Source organism: Janthinobacterium sp. TB1-E2 (assembly GCF_036885605.1).
In the GTDB taxonomy this organism is placed as follows: Bacteria; Pseudomonadota; Gammaproteobacteria; order Burkholderiales; family Burkholderiaceae_D; genus Janthinobacterium; species Janthinobacterium aestuarii.
The window spans coordinates 4719021-4736494 of record NZ_CP142523.1; the positions used below are offsets into that span (position 1 = coordinate 4719021).

General features: G+C 62.4%; 22 protein-coding genes. 7 read left to right on the forward strand and 15 right to left on the reverse strand.

Features of this window, described 5'->3' with window-relative positions; all coding sequences use genetic code 11:
• Positions 1-133 precede the first annotated feature (133 nt).
• The 5 genes from OPV09_RS21220 to OPV09_RS21240 all read left to right on the forward strand — a co-directional run bounded on the left by OPV09_RS21220 (position 134) and on the right by OPV09_RS21240 (position 2884).
• Positions 134-703, forward strand: a complete 570-nt coding sequence (locus tag OPV09_RS21220; RefSeq protein WP_034750048.1) for an RNA polymerase sigma factor — start codon at positions 134-136, stop codon at positions 701-703.
• Complete coding sequence (locus OPV09_RS21225) at positions 700-1104, forward strand: DUF3619 family protein (protein WP_046683840.1); 405 nt, start codon at positions 700-702, stop codon at positions 1102-1104. Before OPV09_RS21220 ends, OPV09_RS21225 begins: the two co-directional genes overlap by 4 nt.
• Positions 1105-1866 (forward strand): DUF3106 domain-containing protein, encoded by a 762-nt coding sequence (locus OPV09_RS21230; protein ID WP_338679311.1) that lies wholly within the window; start codon positions 1105-1107, stop codon positions 1864-1866. It abuts the gene before it with no gap.
• On the forward strand, positions 1856-2392 hold the full coding sequence (locus OPV09_RS21235) for an RDD family protein (RefSeq protein WP_338679312.1): 537 nt from the start codon (positions 1856-1858) through the stop codon (positions 2390-2392). Before OPV09_RS21230 ends, OPV09_RS21235 begins: the two co-directional genes overlap by 11 nt.
• A gap of 63 nt (positions 2393-2455) precedes the next feature.
• Positions 2456-2884: a group III truncated hemoglobin gene (locus tag OPV09_RS21240; protein ID WP_338679313.1), complete on the forward strand. Its 429-nt coding sequence runs from the start codon at positions 2456-2458 to the stop codon at positions 2882-2884.
• Here the strand turns inward: OPV09_RS21240 and OPV09_RS21245 are convergent.
• The 12 genes from OPV09_RS21245 to OPV09_RS21300 form a co-directional block, all read right to left on the reverse strand.
• The gene (locus OPV09_RS21245) at positions 2881-3639 is read right to left on the reverse strand and encodes an rRNA pseudouridine synthase (RefSeq protein WP_338679314.1); all 759 of its coding nucleotides are present in this window, start codon (positions 3637-3639) and stop codon (positions 2881-2883) included. The two genes, OPV09_RS21240 and OPV09_RS21245, sit on opposite strands and share 4 nt — an antisense overlap.
• A gap of 185 nt (positions 3640-3824) precedes the next feature.
• A complete protein-coding gene (locus OPV09_RS21250; RefSeq protein WP_034750064.1) occupies positions 3825-4742 on the reverse strand; it encodes a class I SAM-dependent methyltransferase in 918 nt (305 codons plus the stop codon).
• Positions 4729-4923 carry a Fe-S cluster assembly protein IscX gene (gene iscX / locus OPV09_RS21255; RefSeq protein ID WP_034750067.1) on the reverse strand — a complete coding sequence of 65 codons (195 nt, stop codon included), beginning with the start codon at positions 4921-4923 and terminating at the stop codon, positions 4729-4731. The genes OPV09_RS21250 and iscX overlap by 14 nt, the downstream gene beginning before the upstream one ends.
• A gap of 1 nt (position 4924) precedes the next feature.
• The gene (gene fdx, locus OPV09_RS21260) at positions 4925-5266 is read right to left on the reverse strand and encodes an ISC system 2Fe-2S type ferredoxin (RefSeq protein ID WP_034750070.1); all 342 of its coding nucleotides are present in this window, start codon (positions 5264-5266) and stop codon (positions 4925-4927) included.
• 61 nt (positions 5267-5327) lie between these two features.
• Positions 5328-7214 carry a Fe-S protein assembly chaperone HscA gene (hscA, locus tag OPV09_RS21265; RefSeq protein ID WP_319992893.1) on the reverse strand — a complete coding sequence of 629 codons (1887 nt, stop codon included), beginning with the start codon at positions 7212-7214 and terminating at the stop codon, positions 5328-5330.
• 108 nt (positions 7215-7322) lie between these two features.
• The gene (gene hscB, locus OPV09_RS21270) at positions 7323-7838 is read right to left on the reverse strand and encodes a Fe-S protein assembly co-chaperone HscB (RefSeq protein WP_072452697.1); all 516 of its coding nucleotides are present in this window, start codon (positions 7836-7838) and stop codon (positions 7323-7325) included.
• A gap of 66 nt (positions 7839-7904) precedes the next feature.
• Positions 7905-8225 (reverse strand): iron-sulfur cluster assembly protein IscA, encoded by a 321-nt coding sequence (gene iscA, locus OPV09_RS21275; RefSeq protein ID WP_034750079.1) that lies wholly within the window; start codon positions 8223-8225, stop codon positions 7905-7907.
• A 51-nt stretch (positions 8226-8276) separates the two neighbouring features.
• Positions 8277-8666, reverse strand: a complete 390-nt coding sequence (iscU, locus tag OPV09_RS21280) for a Fe-S cluster assembly scaffold IscU (RefSeq protein ID WP_034779562.1) — start codon at positions 8664-8666, stop codon at positions 8277-8279.
• 55 nt (positions 8667-8721) lie between these two features.
• Positions 8722-9978: an IscS subfamily cysteine desulfurase gene (locus OPV09_RS21285; protein WP_034750084.1), complete on the reverse strand. Its 1257-nt coding sequence runs from the start codon at positions 9976-9978 to the stop codon at positions 8722-8724.
• 40 nt (positions 9979-10018) lie between these two features.
• Positions 10019-10495: a Fe-S cluster assembly transcriptional regulator IscR gene (iscR, locus tag OPV09_RS21290; RefSeq protein ID WP_034750086.1), complete on the reverse strand. Its 477-nt coding sequence runs from the start codon at positions 10493-10495 to the stop codon at positions 10019-10021.
• Positions 10496-10684: 189 nt separating this feature from the next.
• The gene (locus OPV09_RS21295; protein WP_034750088.1) at positions 10685-11236 is read right to left on the reverse strand and encodes an NADAR family protein; all 552 of its coding nucleotides are present in this window, start codon (positions 11234-11236) and stop codon (positions 10685-10687) included.
• Positions 11237-11273: 37 nt separating this feature from the next.
• Entirely contained in the window at positions 11274-12053 is a 780-nt protein-coding gene (locus OPV09_RS21300) for a uracil-DNA glycosylase (RefSeq protein ID WP_070302228.1), read from the reverse strand.
• A 263-nt stretch (positions 12054-12316) separates the two neighbouring features.
• On the opposite strand from OPV09_RS21300, the gene OPV09_RS21305 reads away from it, so the two are divergent.
• Positions 12317-14056, forward strand: a complete 1740-nt coding sequence (locus OPV09_RS21305) for a GGDEF domain-containing protein (protein WP_257620131.1) — start codon at positions 12317-12319, stop codon at positions 14054-14056.
• A 27-nt stretch (positions 14057-14083) separates the two neighbouring features.
• Here the strand turns inward: OPV09_RS21305 and maiA are convergent, their stop codons facing one another.
• Genes maiA through OPV09_RS21320 form a run of 3 tightly spaced genes read right to left on the reverse strand, consistent with a single transcriptional unit; the run spans position 14084 to position 16353 of the window.
• On the reverse strand, positions 14084-14734 hold the full coding sequence (maiA, locus tag OPV09_RS21310; protein ID WP_034750094.1) for a maleylacetoacetate isomerase: 651 nt from the start codon (positions 14732-14734) through the stop codon (positions 14084-14086).
• A gap of 14 nt (positions 14735-14748) precedes the next feature.
• Complete coding sequence (locus OPV09_RS21315; RefSeq protein ID WP_338679315.1) at positions 14749-15771, reverse strand: fumarylacetoacetate hydrolase family protein; 1023 nt, start codon at positions 15769-15771, stop codon at positions 14749-14751.
• 48 nt (positions 15772-15819) lie between these two features.
• A complete protein-coding gene (locus tag OPV09_RS21320; protein WP_034750100.1) occupies positions 15820-16353 on the reverse strand; it encodes a VOC family protein in 534 nt (177 codons plus the stop codon).
• 126 nt (positions 16354-16479) lie between these two features.
• On the opposite strand from OPV09_RS21320, the gene OPV09_RS21325 reads away from it, so the two are divergent.
• Complete coding sequence (locus tag OPV09_RS21325) at positions 16480-17448, forward strand: LysR family transcriptional regulator (RefSeq protein ID WP_034750103.1); 969 nt, start codon at positions 16480-16482, stop codon at positions 17446-17448.
• Positions 17449-17474: the final 26 nt, after the last annotated feature.

Genomic DNA, 17474 nt, shown 5'->3' on the forward strand with positions numbered 1-17474 from the left:
CAATTCGCCCGCACGCCGTGCAAAAACCCTGCGGAAACGCACATTTTTTGCTAGCATGCACGGGGTTGCAAAAAGCATACCCGCCCCCATTTCGCCCACCGCACCCCGCAGCCGCTAAGATCCCCAATACCGCATGGCAACAGACAAAGAATTATCCGACTTTCTAGAAAATGTCGAGCGGCGCGCTTTCAAGCAGGCCGCCTACGCGGTCCGCAAGGAAGAATCGGCACTCGACATCGTGCAGGACGCCATGATCAAGCTGGCCGAGAAATACGGCGACAAGCCAGCCGCCGAGCTGCCGATGCTGTTCCAGCGCATCTTGCAGAACACCATCCTTGATTATTTCCGCCGAGAAAAAGTTCGCAACACCTGGGTCAGCCTGTTTTCCGGCATGAAGCCCTCGGGCGACGAGCATGAAGATTTTGATATACTTGATACTTATGAATCGGAACAGGGCTCGAGTGCCGCCGAATCGTCAGCCGACCAGGTCGAACGCGCGCAAATGCTTGATTTGATTGATGCAGAGGTACAAAAACTGCCCTCACGTCAACGCGAAGCCTTCCTCATGCGTTACTGGCAGGACATGGATGTGGCTGAAACAGCGGAAGCGATGGGTTGCTCCGAAGGTAGCGTGAAAACACATTGCTCTAGAGCTACCCACACGCTCGCCGAATCGCTGAAAGCCAAGGGAATTAAATTATGAACACCGACGATCTCAATTTCGCTTACAAAGTGCGCCATGCACTGAACGAAAAACTCGACGACCTGCCCGCATCGGCCACCGATCGCCTGGCGGCGGCACGCAAGCTGGCCCTGTCGCGCAAGAAGGCGGACGCGCCCGCCGCAGTCGCCGTGCGCAAGGACGTCTTCGCCGGCATCGCCAGCAGCCTGTTCGTCGAACCGCTGTCGTGGCTGGGCCGCATGAGCGTTGTCATCCCCCTGCTGCTGCTCGTTGGCGGCCTGGTGGGCATCTATCAGTTTGAGCAGGAACAACATATTGCCGAACTGGCAGAAATCGACGCCGCCGTCCTGTCGGACGAATTGCCGCTCTCCGCCTACATGGACCATGGCTTCAACGCCTACCTGACGAAACGCGAGCAATAAATGGCACGCACGAGCGTACGCAAAGGCTGGCTGGCTGGCGGCATCGGCCTGGGTGCTTGCGCCTTGGCGGGCGCCGCCTGGGTAGGCGCGCAGCAACATGCCGCGCCCGCCGCCCCTCCTGCAGCAGCCGCGCCCGTCGTGGCGCCCGCACCGGCCGTCAAGCCCGGCTCACCCCGCACGGGCGGCAAGGGCGGCACGCCGAAGGCTGGCGAGAATCCATTATGGAACAAGCTGTCGCGCGCGCAACAGGAAGCCCTGCAGCCGCTGGCGGGCGAGTGGAACAAGCTGGAACCGCTGCGCAAGCAGAAATGGCTCGATATCGCCAGCCGTTTTGCCTCGATGACGGCCGACGAGCAAATCCGCGTACATGACCGCATGCGCGAATGGGTCAAGCTGACGCCGGAACAGCGCCGCCTCGTGCGCGAGAACTATACCCGCACGAAGAAGATTGATCCGGGCCAAAAAACCGCGCAATGGGAGCAATACCAGCAATTGCCGGAAGATCAAAAGAAAAAGCTGGCGACGGAACTCGTGCCGAAAAAACCGCTAGGCAAGGTGCCTGCGATCAACTCGACGACGACCAAGCCGCCCGTACTTAAGGCGCCTGCTACGCCGGCAGCGCCTGCCGCCGCACCTGTCCAGCCGCCCGCTCCCGCAGCGACGGCCCTGCCGGCAGGCGATCCTGCCGCCACCACGCCACCCGCCGCCGTGCCCGTCACGCCACCTGCTACGCCCGCCCCACTGCCAACCAATGTCAAATAGCACGCCTGCCGCCAGCATCACCTCCCATCCCACAATCAAGCGCCGCCTGATTTCCATGGTGTACGAGTCGCTGCTGGCCCTGGCCGTGCTCTTTTTACCGTTCCTGCTGTTTGAACTGGCCGTGCAAGGCGCGCATACGCCATTGACGGAACACATGCGCCAATGCCTGGCCTTCCTCGTCATGGGCGCATATTTCATCCATCAGTGGAGCCGCGAAGGACAAACCCTGGCCATGAAGACGTGGCGCCTGAAAGTCGTGCTGCCGGGCCACGCCCACGTGCCGCTGCGCGTGGCCGCCTACCGCTACGTCCTGTCATGGATGTGGCTGCTGCCCGCGCTCGTGGCGGCGTATGCCTTCGACCTGCAGCACTGGACGGCCCTGGGCGCCATCGGCGTGGGCATCCTGGCCTGGTCCAGCACGGCCCTGTTCACGGGCAATGGTCAATTCCTGCACGACAAGCTGGCGGGCACGCAGATCTTGCAATTGCCGGCTCCCGCGAAGAAGTCGAAAAAAGTCGCCGCCTGAGTTTTTATGCGGCTTGACCTGGGTCATTGAAGCGCCACGGGGGCTCTGCGATCATGGCATGCCATGAATAATACCGCCCCCCTCCCCCACACACGCTTCGCTCCCTACCGCGAGGAAGTCTGCAGCGAAGACGAAGTCAAACACCTCGTCCACACCTTTTATGCGGCCGCGCGCGACGACGCCATGCTGGGCCCCATCTTTGCCGCCGAGGTCAAGGATTGGGATGCCCACCTAGCAACATTGGTCGATTTCTGGTCAGGCTTGCTGCGCGGCACCATGCGCTACCACGGCAAGCCGCTGGCCCAGCACGCACAAATGGAAAATTTGACGCCCTGCATGTTCCGCCGCTGGCTGACCCTGTTCTTTGCCACGACGGAAAGCATGGGCAACCCGGCCCTGCAGGAGAAGGCCGATACCATCGCCTTGAATATCGCCGAACGGCTATGGAAAAGCTTTGCGGAAAGCCATTCCATCGTGGCGCCGCAGCTTTAGAAACGTTCGTAGCCTTGCAGATAGCGCCATTGCCCCACAGGCATGGCGCCCATCGGGATGCGGCCGATGCGCAAGCGCTTCATGCCGACGACTTCCAGCCCCACCATCTTGCACATATGGGCGATCTGGCCCGGCTGCACGTTTTTCAGGGCGAAACGCAAGCGCGTTTCATTCTGCCAGCTGACCTTGATCGGCGGCAAAGGCTTGCCATTGAAGGGCAAGCCGTGATTGAGCAGCGCCAGGCCATTCTCGGCGATGGCGCCCGACACTTCCACGATGAATTCCTGCTCCACCGTTTTCGCTTCGTCGACCAGCTTGCGGGCGACGCGGAAATCCTGCGTGAACACCAGCAGGCCGGACGCCATGGTGTCGAGCGGATTGGTGATGGTCAGACCGATCAGGTGGCGCTTGAGGAAGCGCGTGACGGAGCTGGGCGCCACATTGTCCGGCGTGAAAATCTCTTCGGGACGCAAACAGCTCAGGGCCGGCTTGCCTTCGCTGCCCACGCCGCCATTGATGCCGGCCGGCTTGTGCAGCAGGATCGTCACGGGCGGCATTTCATCCAGGGTCGCGTTCGGCAGCAGCACCACCGTTTGATTGTCGGCCACGCGCGCGCCCGATTCTTCCACCAGCACGCCATCGACCGTTACCCAGCCGCCCTCGATATACAGCTCGGCCTCGCGGCGCGAACAGGGCACGTCTTCAGACAGACGCTTGGCCAGGCGGACGGTGGGCATTTCGATTGGTGTGGTCATGGGGAGGCGCAAAAAGCAAGGGAGGAGAAAGCCGGTATTGTAACCGACCGGCTCCTCCCCTCTTGTTGCCGTTGTTGCTGATTGTCCGGTGATTGTCGGATTACGCTGCGCTAATCCGACCTACCCGACCGGCGCGGCGATGGCGGATATGGCAGGTTGGATTAGCGGAACGCGTAATCCAACAATCAGGCCGTCGCCTTGGCCAATTCCTCGGCAAAGAAACGGTGGCCCATCTCTTCCAGGCCCAGAGTCTGCAGCACTTCCTGCAGGCGTTCCGTCGGGCGCTGGCGCGGCAGATTCTTGTAGCTGGCGATGATCAGTTCATTCTTCATCGAATGCTCCCAGCCCACCAGTTCCGTCACGCTGACCTGGTAACCGTGCGCTTCCAGCTGCAGACAGCGCAGCACGTTGGTGATCTGGCTGCCGAACTCGCGCGTGTGCAGCGGATGGCGCCACAGTTCCGTCAAGACGCTCTTGCCCAGGCTCTTGCCCTTGTTCTTCTTCAGCACGGAAGCCACTTCCGCCTGGCAGCATGGCACCAGCACCATGAATTTCGCCTTCTTTTTCAAGGCAAAGTGAATCGCATCATCGGTGGCCGTGTTGCACGCGTGCAATGCCGTGACGATGTCGATCTGCTGCGGCAGCAAGTTCGACTCCGTCGATTCGGCCACGGACAGCGGCAGGAACGACATGCCGGGGAACTTGAATTTCTTGGCCAGCTCCTGCGAGCGCTGCACCAGCTCTTCGCGCGTCTCGATGCCGTAGATGTGCGAACCGTCGTTGCCGTTCTTGAAGAACAGGTCGTACAGGATGAAGCCCAGGTAGGACTTGCCAGCGCCGTGGTCCACCAGCGAGACGCCGGGATGGTCGAGCTGCACTTCGCGCAGCAGCGGCTCGATGAACTGCGTCAGGTGGTACACCTGCTTGAGCTTGCGGCGGCTGTCCTGGTTCATCTTGCCGTCGCGCGTCAGGATGTGCAATTCCTGCAGCAAGGCGACCGACTGGCCATCCTTGATCTCGGGCATATTGCTGGCGGCCGTGATGATGTCTTTCGGCGCAGCGACTGCGGTGGCGGCGGCTGCCGCGCCCTTAGCGCGCTTCATCGATCCACGCCATCTGTATCGCTTCGAGCACTTTTTCGCCGCCGCGCGTGTGGTCATCGTCGAAGCCGTCCAGTTCCACCACCCAGTTATGCAGGTCGGTGAAACGCACGGTCAGGGGATCGATGTCCGGATGCGTGTCGAACAGCGCTTCGGCGATCGCGGTGATGTCGGACCATTTCATGTTAGTGGCTGCCTTCGCTGACCTGGTTGATCGTGTATTTCGGGATTTCAACGACGAGATCGGCCTCGGCCACGATGGACTGGCACGACAGGCGCGACACGGCTTCCAGGCCCCAGGCCTTGTCCAGCATGTCCTCTTCCAGTTCCGTCGCTTCGTTCAGCGATTCGATGCCTTCGCGGACCAGCACGTGGCAAGTGGTGCAGGCGCACGATTTTTCGCAGGCGTGCTCGATGTCGATGTCGTTTTCCAGCAGGATGTCGCAGATGGACTTGCCGGCAGGTGCTTCGATGACGGCGCCGTCCGGGCAAAGCTTGGCGTGCGGCAGGATAACGATTTGTGGCATGGTTTCTTCTTTCAGTCTGTCATTCGGAGCGCGGCCGCAGCTTCGGCGGCGCGCTGTTCAATTAGTCTTGTACGACCTGGTCCAGGGATTTACCCGTCAAGGCAGTGCGCACGCTGCGGTCCATGCGGCGCGAGGCGAAATCCTCGGTGCCGTCGGCGAGCAGCTCGATCGCCAGCTTCAAGGCCTGATGGTCGATGGCGCCGCTTTGCGATTGCACGATGGCGTCGCGCACCTTGTTCATCAAGCCGTCGACGGTAACGCGCTCGGCGTCATCGAGCAAGCCGCCGTCTTCATCGAGCGCCGACTGCGTGGCCAGCAGGATGCGTTCCGCTTCCACCTGCTCTTCGCGCAGCGCGCGCGCCACCATGTCGACGTCGGCCGACGTGTACGAGTCCTGCAGCATGCGGGCGATGTCGTCGTCGCCCAGGCCGTAGGCCGGCTTGACGCTGATCGATGCTTCCACGCCCGAGCGCAGCTCGCGCGCCGAGACGGACAGCAAGCCGTCCGCATCGACCTGGTAGGTGATGCGGATGCGCGCGGCGCCCGCCACCATCGGCGGAATGCCGCGCAATTCAAAACGCGCCAGCGAGCGGCAGTCGCTAACCAGTTCGCGCTCACCCTGCAGCACGTGCACGGCCAGGGCCGTCTGGCCGTCCTTGAATGTCGTGAATTCCTGCGCACGGGCGCACGGGATCGTCGAATTGCGCGGGATGATTTTTTCCACCAGGCCGCCCATGGTTTCGATGCCCAGGGAGAGCGGGATCACGTCCAGCAGCAGCCAGTCGTCGCCGGCGGCGCGGTTGCCAGCCAACAAGTTGGCCTGAATGGCGGCGCCCAGCGCCACCACTTTATCGGGATCGATGTTCGCGTGCGGCGTCGTGTGGAAGAATTCACTGACGGCGCGCTGCACGTGCGGCATGCGCGTAGCGCCGCCCACCATCACCACGCCGTCGACGTCGTCCGCGTCCACGTTCGCATCGCGCAAGGCTTTCTTGATGGCGTTCATGGTCTTGGCCACCAGGTGCTGCGTCATGGCGGCAAAGTCGGCAGCCGTAACGCGCAGGTGGATTTCTTCGCCCGAGTTCAGCTTGGCGTCGATCGTCGTTTCCGGCTTGGTCGACAGCAATTCCTTGATCTCGCGCGCTTTTACCATCAGGATGGCCGTGTCTTCGTCCGACAGCGGTGCCAGCTTGGCCTGCTCGCTGATCCAGCAGAATAGGCGGCGGTCGAAATCGTCGCCGCCCAGGGCCGAATCGCCGCCCGTGGACAGCACTTCAAACACGCCCTTGCTCAGTTTCAGGATCGAGATGTCGAAGGTGCCGCCGCCGAGGTCATACACGGCGTACACGCCTTCGGACGCATTATCGAGGCCGTACGCGATGGCGGCGGCCGTCGGCTCGCTCAACAGGCGCAGCACGTTGATGCCGGCCAGCTGCGCCGCATCTTTCGTTGCCTGGCGCTGCGCGTCGTCAAAATAGGCGGGCACGGTGATCACGGCGCCGACCAGGTCGTCGCCCAGCGAATCTTCCGCACGCTGGCGCAAGGTGGCGAGGATTTGCGCCGACACTTCGACGGGGCTTTTCACACCGGCCACGGTTTTCAGCTGCACCATGCCAGGCGTGTCCTGGAAATCGTAGGGCAGGTTTTCCGCGTAGGCGATGTCGGCCAGGCCGCGGCCCATAAAGCGTTTCACGGACACGATGGTGTTCTTCGGGTCGGTCGTTTGCGCGGACAGGGCCTTGTAGCCGATGTTCGCGTGGCCATTCGGCAGGTAGCGCACGACGGACGGCAGCAGGGAGTGCCCTTCCTCGTCGTTGAGCACCTCGGGAATGCTGTTGCGGACGGTGGCGACCAGGGAATTGGTGGTGCCCAGATCGATGCCGACGGCCAGGCGGTGCTGGTGCGGCGCGGTCGACATGCCTGGTTCGGAAATTTGCAGAAGTGCCATTGTATTCGTGCCTCGATTAATTTTTTGCGTGATGCGGTTGATGCCTGTCGCGCATTATAAGACGCGCGCCAGACTGGCGCTTGGCACGCCGGTCAAGCTATCCGGAGATCAGACTTCAATCGCCTCATAGGCAAAACGGACTTCCTCGCCGAATTTATCGAGGAACATCAGGGCGCGCACGCTTTGCGCGGCATTCACATAGTCGGCCGCGTCGAGCTGGGCCGCCACCTGGGCCAGCAAAGCCTTGCGTTCGCCGCGCAGCTGGCGGTCCAGGGCGTCGAGCGCGTCGGCATCCTTGCCGGCGCGCGCATCGCCCAGTTCTTCGCGCCACTCCATCTGCTGCATCAGGAAACTGACGGGCATGGCCGTGTTCGATTCCGTCTGCAAATCGACGCCATTGAGTTCGCACAAGTATTGCGCGCGTTTTTGCGGGCTTTTCAGGGTTTGGTAGGCTTCATTGGCGCGCGTGGCCCATTGCATCGCCACGCGCTTTTCAGCGCTGCTGGCGTTGATGAAGCGGTCGGGGTGGACCTTGCCCTGCACGTCGCGGTAGGCCGCGTCGAGCGCGCTCATGTCGAGCGTGAACTGCGCCGGCAACTGGAATAATTCGAAGTGGTTTTGCATAATGGTCAGTGGTCGCTGTACCGCAATCGATGGGTACAGCGCACCGACCGGGGTCTTGCCAGCTGTTTAAATCCTGAAGGACTCGCCGCAGCCGCAGGCGTCTTTTTCGTTCGGATTGTGGAACTTGAAACCTTCGTTCAAGCCTTCGCGCGCGAAATCGAGTTCCGTGCCGTCGATGTAAGGCAAGCTTTTCGGGTCGACGAAGACTTTCACGCCGTGCGATTCGAAGACGCTGTCTTCGGCCGCCGCTTCATCGACATATTCGAGCTTGTAAGCCAGGCCCGAGCAGCCCGTGGTCCGCACGCCAAAGCGCAAACCCATGCCCTTGCCGCGCCGTTCGATATAACGGTTGATGTGTTTCGCCGCTTTTTCGGTCAGTGTGATCATGTATTTCTCCGTAACTGCCCCGGCCTTGCGGCTGGGGCGGGCTACCAACGTTTAAGCTGCTGCCGGGTGACGGGTTTGATAATCCAGTACGGCCGCCTTGATGGCGTCTTCCGCCAGGATGGAGCAGTGGATCTTCACTGGCGGCAGGGCCAGTTCTTCGGCGATCTGCGTGTTCTTGATGGCCAGTGCCTGGTCCAGGGTCTTGCCCTTGACCCATTCCGTTACCAGCGAGCTCGACGCGATGGCCGAACCGCAGCCGTAGGTCTTGAATTTCGCATCTTCGATCAGGCCATCGGCGCCGACCTTGATCTGCAGTTTCATCACGTCGCCGCAAGCAGGCGCGCCTACCATGCCGGTGCCGATGGTTTCATCACCCTTGTCGAAAGCGCCCACGTTGCGCGGGTTTTCGTAGTGATCGAGTACTTTGTCCGAGTAAGCCATTTTGATGCTCCTTTAATATTCTTGCCGGCCCCGTCAACAGGGGCCACGGTGTTGGTTAGTGGGCTGCCCATTGAATCGAATTGATATCGATTCCGTCCTTGAACATGTCCCACAGCGGCGACAGTTCGCGCAGCTTGTGTACTTTCGATTTCAACAGGTTCACGGCGAAGTCGATGTCTTCCTCGGTCGAGAAGCGGCCGATGGTGAAGCGGATCGAGCTGTGCGCCAGTTCGTCGCTGCGGCCCAGGGCGCGCAGCACGTACGATGGTTCCAGGCTGGCCGAGGTGCAGGCCGAACCGGACGACACGGCGATATCCTTGATCGCCATGATCAGCGACTCGCCTTCGACGTAGTTGAAGCTCACGTTCAGGTTGTGCGGCACGCGGTGATCCATGTCGCCGTTGATGTAGACTTCTTCGATCTCCTGCAAGCCCTTGGCCAGGCGGTCGCGCAAGGCCTTGATGCGGCCGATTTCGCTGTCCATTTCTTCCTTGGCGATGCGGAACGCTTCGCCCATGCCGACGATCTGGTGCGTCGGCAGAGTACCCGAGCGCAGGCCGCGCTCATGGCCGCCACCGTGCATCTGCGCTTCCAGGCGCACGCGCGGCTTGCGGCACACGTACAGGGCGCCCACGCCTTTCGGGCCGTAGGTCTTGTGCGCCGTGAAGGTCATCAGGTCAACCTTGGTCTTTTGCAGGTCGATGACGACCTTGCCCGTCGCTTGCGCGGCGTCGCAATGGAAGATGATGCCTTTCGAGCGGCAGAACACGCCGATCTCGTCGATCGGCTGGATCACGCCGATTTCGTTGTTTACCAGCATGACCGACACAAGGATGGTGTCCGGGCGCACGGCCGCGGCCAGCTGCTCGACGGTGATCAGGCCGTTGTCCTGCGGTTCCAGGTAGGTCGCTTCAAAGCCGATGCGTTCCAGTTCGCGCACCGTGTCGAGTACCGATTTGTGCTCGGTCTTGACGGTGATAATGTGCTTGCCCTTGGTCTTGTAGAACTGTGCCGCGCCCTTGATGGCCAGGTTGTTGCTTTCCGTCGCACCGGATGTCCAGATGATTTCGCGCGGATCGGCGTTCACCAGGGCCGCCACGTGGCCGCGTGCCTCTTCCACGGCTTTTTCCGCCGTCCAGCCATACATGTGGCTGCGCGATGCCGGATTGCCGAACTGCTCGCGCAGGTAGGGAATCATCTTGTCGGCGACGCGTGGATCGATCGGCGTAGTGGCCGAGTAATCCATGTAGATCGGGAAATGCGGTGCGGTTTCAAAGTGCACTTGGCCTACGTTTTTTTCTGGGGCGTTCATCAATAACTCCTGCAATCAGCAACTTAGTATTTTGTAATATTCAACCGATGGCGGCGTGGTTACGATGCATCACCATCACGCTTTGTTCGGCAATCTTTTGTCTCTGCTGGTCGACCAGGTCCTGCAAGGACACAGAATCCAGATAATCGACCATTTTTTCATTGAGTGTGGACCACAATTCATGTGTCATGCAGCGCGCACCCGTGGCCGCGTCGGCGCCGTGGCAATGTTCCTTGCCGCCGCACTGCGTGGCGTCCAGCGGTTCGTCGACGGCGATGATGATGTCGGCCACCGTCACCTTGTCCGCACGGCGCGCCAGGCTGTAGCCGCCGCCGGGACCGCGGATCGATTCGACGATCTCATGGCGGCGCAGCTTGCCGAACAGCTGTTCCAGGTAGGACAGGGAAATCGACTGGCGCTGGCTGATACCGGACAAGGTGACCGGACCTTTACCCTGGCGCAGGGCAAGATCGATCATCGCAGTCACGGCAAAACGGCCTTTTGTAGTCAGACGCATACATCCTCGGTTCAACTAGTTTAAAATATTGCGGCTTTTCAACTTCTCAAACCCTGAGTAGTTGAATGATTTAGTCAAGTATAACAAATTCGGCGGGGTTTGTCAGAGCGCCCCTCGATGACCACAGGGCTGGCAGGGGCATGGCCGGCCGCGCCGGGCGCGGCGGCATCAGGAAAACAACAGTACCGCTCAAGCACGTAAAGCGCTGCGCACTTTCATCAACTCGAAACCGAGCAAGTTCAAGCCGTCCCAGCTGGCGGGATCATCGATGCGCGGATTGTCCGACGCCAGGCCCACGCCCCAGATGCGGTCGACGGGACTGGCTTCGACGATCACGCGCTCGCCCGTGCCCAGCAGAAACTTGCGCAGCGCGGCCTTTTGCGAGAACTTGGCAAAGTTACCATCGAAGACGATGCCGGCACGTGCCGCTTCCCACACCTTGGCGTCAAAGTTCGCCACTTCGCGCCCCAGCTTCTTCACTTCCGACGGCCGCGCGGCCGCCACGATGCGCGCCTGCACGGCCGTGTCGCCAAACAGGGCTGCCTTTTGCGCCATCATGTAGTGCTCGGCCGTCGCATACGTGACGCCGGCCAGACTGAAGGGCGACGGGAACCACTGGCTGAAGCAGCTTTTGTCGGGCACCTGCGGCTGCGCCGGCGTGTGGCCCCAGAAATACAGATAGTCGGGCACGCCGCCTGCCGCGATCCACGCCTTCAATTCTTCCACGTTACTGATTTGCATATTCCCCGCACTTCCGCCAGATGGCGTCAATTCAATCTCAAGCACGCAATAGTTGCATCGGGCCAAACAAGGCCTGCATGTCACGATTGCCGATAAAGGACAGATTATACGGATGTTCCGCCGTCACCTGCGGCAACGATGCCGCCACCGGCAGGCGTTTGATGAGCTCGGCAATCTTGCCCCACAACACCAGTTGCGGCAAGGCCGCCCCGCCCTGCCGCGCCAGCGCTTCGAGCACCACCTGCAGGAAAGGCAACCAGCCGCGCGCATCCTGCACAGGCGGCACATGAGCACGGAACACCAGCGCCGCGTTGAGCAGCAAAAAGCCCTGCTCCGTCATCTTGCGCTGCAGGTCGGGCAAGGTCTGGATCACGCCGCTGCCCGGCAATTGCGCGGCAGCCGCCACGGGCGCCATGGCTACGCCGGACGTGTCGCCGCCCTGCAGCTGGCCATCGGCCACCAGCAGCATCTTCATGAAGTTGCGCAGGGACGTGGCGCGGTTGACGGGCTTCGACAGCCCCGTGGCCGACCACAGACTGCCGACGGCGCCATCCATGAAGCACACGCCCGTGGCACTGTCGGCGCGCGGATACGGCCCCTCGCCCACCAGCACGTAGCGCACCTGCGCCAGCGGCAGGGCAAAGGCGGCGAACAGCCGGCCCTGCGTGGGCAGGTAATCGTCGGCAGCCAGCGCCGGCAGGTAGGCGGGATCGGCCGCCATCACGGCGTCCAAGCCGCGTAGCAGGATGGGACGCCAGGAAGCGTGCGCCAGGGACAGGGCATCGGTGATGCTGGCAGGAACGGTTGTTGCAGTCATGGCGCGTGAAATATTTGGGCAAACGCAAATTGTAGCGCACCGGTACGCCTGCATTGTTGAATGCGCACCCCCCACATCTCACAGCAATACCAATATAGCAACAACCGTATCAAAAATTGCACTCCATCTGCGCCAATCGAGGCCGGCAATGCTAGACTGGTTTCCTTGGAACTTGAGCCACATCAAGAAATAGTGCTTACCGGATTCTTCCATCCACTAACGCTCATTGCGCCTGGGCAAGTTCTCAACACACTGCCCTGTCCATGCCCTGTCCCTACCTCACACGATTGCGCGCCGCGATACGCTTGCCCTGCCTGAGCTTTCTGCTATGGCTATGCTGCAACGCCGCCGTCCATGCGCAAGACCTGGCGGAGATCAGCGCACCGCGTTTTGCGCCAAGGCAAGTGCTGGTACTGTATTCCCTGGGCAGCGACGCCTCCTCGCAGTGGCAAACGCTGATCCACAAGGGCATGAGCGCGGAACTGGCCAACGAGAACTGGCGCCTCGCGCCCGGCATCTATGAGGAGCGGCTCGATTCCGTGCGCGTGGGCGAGCAACCTGCCATAGCCGGGCTGGAAACCTATCTGCAAACCAAGTACAGGATGGTGCGGTTCGACGCCATCATCACGGAAAACTACCTGGCGGCCCAGTTCCTGAGCCAGCATCCAGCGCTGTTTCCCGGCGTGCCCCGCTACTATGTGAATCAGGGACGGCAGGACTGGGTACCTGCCGACGGCATCAATCTCGATGTGCGCCACGATTTTGGCAAGGCCATCGCCGTCATGCTGCAAGTGACGCCACGGCTGCGCCATATCGCCGTCGTCGGCGACGGCAGCGCACGCGGCCAGGCGTGGATCGCCGCCATCCGCGCCGCCATTACGCCCTACCAGGACAGACTCAAGGTCGAATTCTGGGATCACCTGAGCCAGGAAGAGTTGTGGCGCCGCACCGGCACGCTGGGCGAGGGCAGCGCCATCTATTTGCTGCCCGTCTACCGCGACGAACTGGGGCAGCGCACCACGCCGCCCGTCATGGCGCGCGACCTGGCCGCGCGCAGCGCCGTGCCCATTTTCACCAGCGTGGAGTCGCTGATACTGCCCGGCGTGGTGGGCGGCTATGTCATCAGCGGAGAGAAAGTGGGACGCACCATTGCGCGCATCCTGCTGGGCAGAACACCCGACCCGGATGGCATGCAGGCGTATATCTTCGACGATGCCGCGGTACAGCGCTTCGGCTTGCGCAACCTGCCCGGCGAGGCGCGCATCCTGAACCGGCCCCAGGGCGTATGGGCGCAATATCACTGGCAGATCATCGCCGGACTGTCGCTGATCGCGCTGCAAGCGGCGCTGATCACGGCCCTGCTATTGGCCCAGCGCAGCCGCCGCGCCAGCGTGGCGGCCCTGCATGCGGAGCGCGACATGCTCGAGGAACGGGTCTTGCAGCGCACCCTGGAATTGCTGGTGGCCAACTCCCGGCTGGAGCAGCAAGCCACGACCGACCCGCTGACCGGCCTGGGGAACCGCCGCATGATGACCCTGCGGCTGACAGAGGAGCTTGAGCGCGCCCAGCGCTTCGGCCACACGCTGTCGCTGCTGATGATCGATATCGACCACTTCAAACGCATCAATGATGGCCATGGCCACGACGCGGGCGACCGCGCCATCGCTGCCGTCGCGCAAGTGCTGCGCAGCGTCACGCGGGGCATGGATACGGCGGCGCGCTTCGGGGGCGAGGAATTCGTGCTGCTGATGCCGGAGACGCCGCTGCCGGTGGCGCTGGAAGCGGCCGAGCGCCTGCGCCTGGCGGCGGCCAGCTTGCGCGTGGAATGCGATGATGGCCAACTGGTCAGCCTGACCATCAGCATCGGCGTGACATCCAATACGCCGCAACCGACCGCACCAGCCAGGCGGGAAGCGGACCACTTGACCGATCTGCTGATCCGCGCCGACCAGGCCCTGTACCGCGCCAAACATGGCGGACGGGACAGGGTTGAGTGGAGCTGAACCCGCTCCCCTTATTGACCTGATGCCCTATTCGGCGTCAGGCTGCTGCGACGGATGGGCGGCCGCAAACGCGGGCAAGCCGGCGCAATGCGCGTGGATGCGCGCCACGCGCGGGTATGGCGCCAAGTCGATGGCGAAGCGCTGCGCATTGAATACCTGCGGCACCAGGCAGCAATCAGCCATCGTCGGACTGTCGCCATGGCAGAACAGGCCCGTGCCGGCCGGATCGCCCTGCGCCAGCAGCGCCTCCACGGCCGCCAGTCCCTCGGCCATCCAGTGCCGGTACCACTCCTGTTTGGCCTCGTCCGACAGCCCCAGAGTGTTTTTCAGGTATTTCAGCACGCGCAGATTCGTCAGCGGATGGGCATCACAGGCGATGGCCAGCGCCAGCGCGCGCACCCTGGCGCGTCCCAGCGCGTCCGCCGGCAGCAGCGGCACGGCTGGGCGCGTCTCGTCGAGATACTCGAGCATCGCCAGCGACTGCGTCAGGATGGCGCCATCGTCGTCGAGCGCCGGCACCAGGGCCGACGGGTTGACGGCGCGGTAGGCTGGCAGCAACTGCTGGCCGCCGTCCTGCAGCAAGTGCACGGGAATGCTGTCGTAGGCGATGCCTTTGAGATTCAAGGCGATGCGCACGCGGTAGGCAGCCGAACTGCGGAAATAGGTGTACAGCTTCATGGGGCGCTCTCCCCTCAGGCGCGGCCGGCGTACAGGGCCACGGTCTGCTCGATGCTGCCGAAGATGCTCGCGCCCGCCGCGTCGCGCATCTCGATGCGCACCGTGTCGCCGAACTTCAGGTAGGCCGTTTTCGGCGCGCCGTGCTCGATGGTTTCATACATGCGCACTTCGGCCAGGCAGCAGTAACCGACGCCGCCGTTCTCGATGCTCGAGCCAAACAGGTTGCCCTGCTTGTTCGACACGGTGCCGGAACCGACGATGCTGCCGGCACCCAGTTCGCGCGTCTTCGCCGCATGGGCTACCAACTGGGCAAAATTGAAGGTCATGTCTTCGCCCGCATTTGGCTTGCCGAACGGTTTGTCGTTGAGGTCCACCAGCAGCGGCAAATGCAGCTTGCTGTCCGCCCAGTCGGCACCCAGTTCGTCCGGCGTGACGGCGACCGGGGAAAACGCGCTGGCCGCCTTCGACTGGAAGAAGCCGAAGCCCTTGGCCAGTTCGCCCGGGATCAGGTTGCGCAAGGAGACGTCGTTGACCAGCATGACGAGGCGGATCGCTTTTGCCGCGTCGTCCACGCTGGCGCCCATGGCGACGTCGCCCGTAATCACCGCCACTTCCGCTTCCAGGTCGATGCCCCACTCTTCGGACAGGGCGAAGATCGGGTCGCGCGGGCCGATAAAACTGTCCGAGCCGCCCTGGTACATCAGCGGGTCCGTGTAGAACGAGGCCGGCACTTCCGCGTTGCGCGCCTTGCGCACCAGTTCCACGTGGTTGATGTAGGCGGAACCGTCGGCCCACTGGTAGGCGCGCGGCAGCGGCGAGTGGCACAGCGCCGCATCAAACGGCTGCGCGTCCGGCGCCTGGCCCGCGTTCAGGTCGGCGTAGGCCTGCTCCAGCTTTGGCGCGACCGCGTCCCAGTTGTCGAGCGCGGCCTGCAAGGTGGGCGCAATGGCGGCCACGCGCTGGTACTGGCGCAGGTCGCGGCTGACGAGGATCAGGGCGCCGTCGCGGCTGCCGTTTTTCAGGGTTGCGAATTTCATGGTGTTCCTTGTTCGGTGTATTTGTCAGAGAGTGTCGGTCCGGTGCGCTCAGGCGTCTGCCGGCGCGTGCATCCAGGCGGCGTGCTTGGGCGCGCGGCGCGTCTGCGACCATTCTTCCAGCATTTCCCATTTGACGGCGTCCAGTTTGGCCATCATCTCCGGCGTGCCCACGTTAGCCGCCAGCTCCAGGCGGTGGCCGTTCGGGTCGAAGAAATAGATCGACTGGAAGATGGCGTGGTTGACGGGACCGAGCACCTCGATGCCGCCGGCGACCAGGCGCTCCTTGGCGGCCAGCAGTTCCTCCATGCTGCCCACTTCCAGCGCCAGATGCTGCACCCAGGCCGGGGTATTGCGGTCGCGGTCCATCGGCGGCTGCGTCGGCAGTTCAAAAAAGGCCAGCACATTGCCATGGCCCGCATCGAGGAAGACATGCATGTACGGGTCCGGCGCCTTGGTCGATGGCACCAGGTCTTCGGCGATGGCGAGGACGAAATTCATGTTCAAATGCTTGACGTACCACTCGACGGTTTTCTTCGCGTCGATGCAGCGGTAGGCGACGTGGTGGATTTGCTTGATCTTCATGTGCTTGTCTCCAATGGATGGCGCCGTGGGCGCGTTGGCTGGCCTGTTTTTCAGCTTTTCACCATTAGAATCGAGTTACAGCTATCATACAAACAATTTTTAACCATTGATTTATCGGATTATCTTATGAGTCCCAGCCTGCGCCAAATGCGCGCCTTCGTGGCGCTGGCCAAGACCGGCAGCTTTACCCTGGCCGCCGAATACCTGCACGTCACGCAATCGGCCTTGAGCGGCTTGATCAAGGAACTGGAAAGCGTGCTGGGCGTACGCGTGGTCGAGCGCAGCACGCGCAAGACGCAGCTGTCGGAAATCGGCCGCGAACTGTATCCGCTGTTTGAAAAGATGATCGAGGACCTCGACGGCGCCATGGCCGGCATCGCCCAGCGCAAGGCCCTGAAAACGGGCATGGTGCGCATCGCCGCGCCGCAGATGATGGCGTGCACCCTGCTGCCGGAAGTGATCGCCGCCTACCGCCAGGCGCACCCGGACGTGCAGCTGCGCCTTGTCGACTGCCCCGTGGAGAATGTCTCGGCGCGCGTGTTCAGCGGCGAAGTCGATTTCGGCATCGGCCCCGAGCGCGACCCGACGGCGGAAATCGCCGCGCAGGCGCTGTTCGAAATGCCCTTCGTGCTGGTCTTCCCCGAGCAGCACCCGCTGCAGCAAAAGGAAAGGGTCACCTGGGCCGACGTGGGCGACTACCCGTTCATCTCGCTGCAGGGCCAGTTCACGGAACGCCTGCTGCGCGACATGCACGGCGCGTTTCGCGAGCTGTCGCTCAATCCCTATAACGAAGTGACCTTCATGACGACGGCATTGGCCATGGTCAGCGCCAACCTGGGCATCACGGTCTGCCTGCCGTACGCGGAACCGATGGTGAAACTATATCAATTGCACATGCGCGCCCTGCACGAGCCGGAACTGACGCGGCGCTTTTTCGTCTACACGAAGACGGGCCGTTCGCTGTCGCCGGCGGCCGAAAGCTTCATGGCCTTCCTGTTCCGCTTTGTCGAGACGCACGAATGGAACGTGGGAGCGGGCAGCGGCGCGGCACGCGACGCCCTGCCCGCAGGCGGCCCGGCTGGCGCCGCTTTATAATGGCGCATCGCCCCTTGCCGCCTACG